The organism is Nonomuraea rhizosphaerae (genome assembly GCF_019396405.1).
Classification (GTDB): Bacteria; Actinomycetota; Actinomycetes; order Streptosporangiales; family Streptosporangiaceae; genus Nonomuraea; species Nonomuraea rhizosphaerae.
Window position 1 is genome coordinate 1 of sequence record NZ_JAHKRL010000397.1, and the last position, 3,371, is coordinate 3,371.

General features: G+C 74.8%; 2 protein-coding genes. Both read left to right on the top strand.

Annotated elements, in window-relative coordinates:
- A partial coding sequence (locus KME77_RS20355; protein ID WP_219470132.1) for a YlbE family protein occupies positions 1–1,298 on the top strand: 1,298 nt, incomplete at its 5' end.
- A gap of 156 nt (positions 1,299–1,454) precedes the next feature.
- Positions 1,455–3,371: serine/threonine-protein kinase (locus tag KME77_RS20360; RefSeq protein ID WP_219470134.1), on the top strand; the 1,917-nt coding region annotated here is incomplete at its 3' end.

Here is a 3,371-nt window from a genome sequence, read left to right on the forward strand (position 1 = left end):
CCCCGCCGGTCGCGTGGCGCCCGCCGCTGCCCGGCACCGAGCGGGCGCTGGCCCGGGTGCTGGCCGACCCGCGCCTGCCGGCCGCCAACGAGCGCGCCGTCGGCCGCCTGACCTCGGCCCGTCCGCAGCTCGCCGGCGTACGGCGGGCCTCGGAGGTGCTCGACCTGCCGGAGCTGATGTTCCTGCACGCCGGCCCGCCCATCGACTGGGAGCGCGCGTCGGGCCCGATGCGCGGCGCGCTGATCGGCGCGATGCTCCTGGAGGAATACGCCCACGACGTCGAGTCCGCCCAGGAACTGCTGGCCGGCGGCCGGGTGCGGCTGGAGCCGTGTCACGGGCACGCCACCGTCGGGCCGATGGCGGGCGTGGTCAGCCCGTCCATGTGGATGCTGGAGGTGAGCGACGCCGAGCACGGCGGCAAGGCGTACTGCTCGCTGAACGAGGGCCTGGGCAAGGTCCTGCGTTACGGCGCGTACGGCCCCGAGGTGCTCGACCGGCTGCGGTGGATGGACCGCGTGCTCGGCCCGGTGCTGTCGGCGGCGGTCGAGCTGAGCGGCCCGATCGACCTGCGCGCGCTGATCGCGCAGGCCCTGCAGATGGGCGACGAGCTGCACAACCGCAACCGCGCGGCGACCTCGCTGCTGCTGCGCGAGCTGGCCCCCTGGGTGGTGGAGGCCGCGCCCGGCAGCGCCGCCGACGTACTGCGGTTCGTCAACGGCAACGACCACTTCTTCCTGAACGCCGCCATGGCCGCGGCCAAGGTCGCCACCGACGCGGCCAGGGACATCCCGGGCTCGTCGATGATCGTGGCGATGGCGCGCAACGGCACCGACTTCGGGGTGCAGGTCTCGGGGCTGGGCGACCGGTGGTTCACCGGGCCGGCGGGCGTCCCCGACGGGCTCTACCTCGGCGCGTACGGCCCCGGCGACGCGAACCCGGACATCGGCGACTCCACCATCACCGAGACGTCCGGCCTGGGCGGGTTCGCGATGGCGGCGGCCCCGGCGATCGTGCGGTTCGTGGGCGGCGAGGTGGCGGACGCGATGGCGGCCACGCGGTCCATGTACGAGATCACGCTGACCGAGCATCCGGCGTTCCAGATCCCGGGGCTCGGCTTCCGCGGCACGCCGGTCGGGATCGACGTCACCCTGGTGGCCCGCACCGGGTTGCTGCCGATGGTCAACACGGGCATCGCGGGCCGGGTCGCGGGGACCGGGCAGGTGGGCGCCGGACTGGTGAAACCGCCGGTGGAAGCGTTTTCGTCGGCATTGCTGGCGCTGGCCGCGGCGACTGAATGACCTTTTTCCCGTCCTGACATTTCCCCACGTCAGGTTGATGGTAAGAACGCCCGCCGAGTGGCTTTGGCAATGTCGGCCCTATATCGTGGCGATCCTCATAATCTGGAAGTATTGCGCGAAGTTCGTGACCGACGAGGCGGGAGATTGGGGCGGGACATGGCAGCCGACCGCTTGCTCAGCGGCCCCGGCGCGGAGGGGGCGGAGGGGAACGCCTCCCAGAGCCAGGGGCGGTTGATCGGCAGGCGCTACCGGTTGATGTCGCCGGTCGGCCGGGGCGGCATGGGCATGGTGTGGCACGCGCACGACGTGCTGCTCGCCCGTGACGTGGCGGTCAAGGAGCTGATCCTGCCGTTCGGGCTCGACCAGGCGGGCAAGCAGGTGGCCCACCGGCGCATGCTGAGGGAGGCCAGGTCCGCCGCGCGGCTGACCCACCCGGGCATCGTGACCGTGCACGACGTGGTCGAGGAGGACGGCCGGCCCTGGATCGTGATGGAGCTGGTCCGCGCGTGGTCGCTGGAGCAGGCCGTACGCCAGAGCGGGCCGCTGCCGGTGATCCAGGCGGCCGAGATCGGCATCCGGGTGCTCGACGCGATCAGGCACGCGCACGGCGCCGGGATCCTGCACCGCGACATCAAGCCGGGCAACGTCCTGCTCACCGCCGACCGCGTGGTGCTGACGGACTTCGGCATCGCCGCCATCGAGGGCGACGTCACCATCACCCAGACCGGGCTGCTCATGGGCTCGCCCGCGTACGTCCCGCCGGAGCGCCTGTCGGGCCAGTCGATCACGCAGGCGGCCGACCTGTGGTCGTTCGGGGCGACGCTGTACGCGGCCGTCGAGGGGCGGCCCCCGTACGAGGGGCCCGACGCGATCGCCGTGCTCGGCGCGGTGCTCCAGCAGGACCCGGTCGCCCCGCAGCGGGCGGGCGCGCTGACCCCGATCATCGAGGGGCTGCTGCGCAAGGACCCTGCCGAACGTCTCACCGCCGAGCAGGTCAGCGACCTGCTGGAGCGGGTGCTGCACATGCACGGCTCGGTCCGGCCCCGGGTCGCCGAGCCGTCGCGGTCGCTGCCGTCCGAGGCCGACCCGACGCCCACCGGGCTGATGCCGCCGCTGGACTCGCTGTCCGGGCCGATGCCCTCGCGCATCGTGGAGACGCCGTCCGGGCCGGTGCGCGTGCCGTACGACCCGCTGACCAGCCCCTCCGGCGGATACTCGATGCCGTACGACGGGGTGTCGAGCCCGTCGGGCAGCCACCGGACGGACGCGCTGCCCGCCCCGGCCCGGCCGGACGGGTTCGACGCGTTCGGCACCGCGTCGGGGCCGCTCCGGCTGCCGGAGGGCTCGCCCCGGTCGCTGAGCGACCCGGCCCGGCCGCGCGGGACGGCGCCGCCCTCGTTCGGCGGCACCTCTGACCCCTTGGCGTCAGGGCCGGTCAGGCCGCCGCTGTTCCCCGAACAGCCGCGCGTCCTGGCCGACCCGTCCGGGCCCCAGCCCTTCCCCGAGCCGCCACGCGTCCTCGCCGAGCCCTCGGGGCCGCAGCCGTTCCCCGACCGGCCGCGGGTCCTGGCCGAGCCGTCCGGACCCCAGCCCTTCCCCGAGCCGCCGCGGGTGCTCGCCGACCCGCCCTTCGGCGGCCCGGCGGGGCCCGGCCGGATGCCGGGGTCGGTGAGTCCGCTCGACTCGGCCGACGACCCCTTCGGCCCGTCGGGGCCGCAGCCGATCCTGCCGCTGACCAGCGACAGCCGAGCCACCCCCTGGCCGCTAGCCACCCCCGACCACCTGCGCGACCAGGCGATCAGCCTCTCGCGCGACCTGAGCCACAACCGCCTGGCCACGCTGGCCGGGTCGGAGCGCATGACCAGGAGCAGGCGCAGGCCCGACGAGGACGAGGGCGGCTGGATCAGGGACGGCCGTCCCACGGCCCGCCTCGTGTTCACCGCCGTCGGCCTGCTGAGCGCGGTCGTGGCCGTGGTGGTGTTCGTCACCTCCGGCGGCGAGGCGCCCCGGCCGACGCCGAGCGCGGCGACCGCCGCCGCGTCGCAGCCCGCCGCCGACCCGCCGACGGCGGGC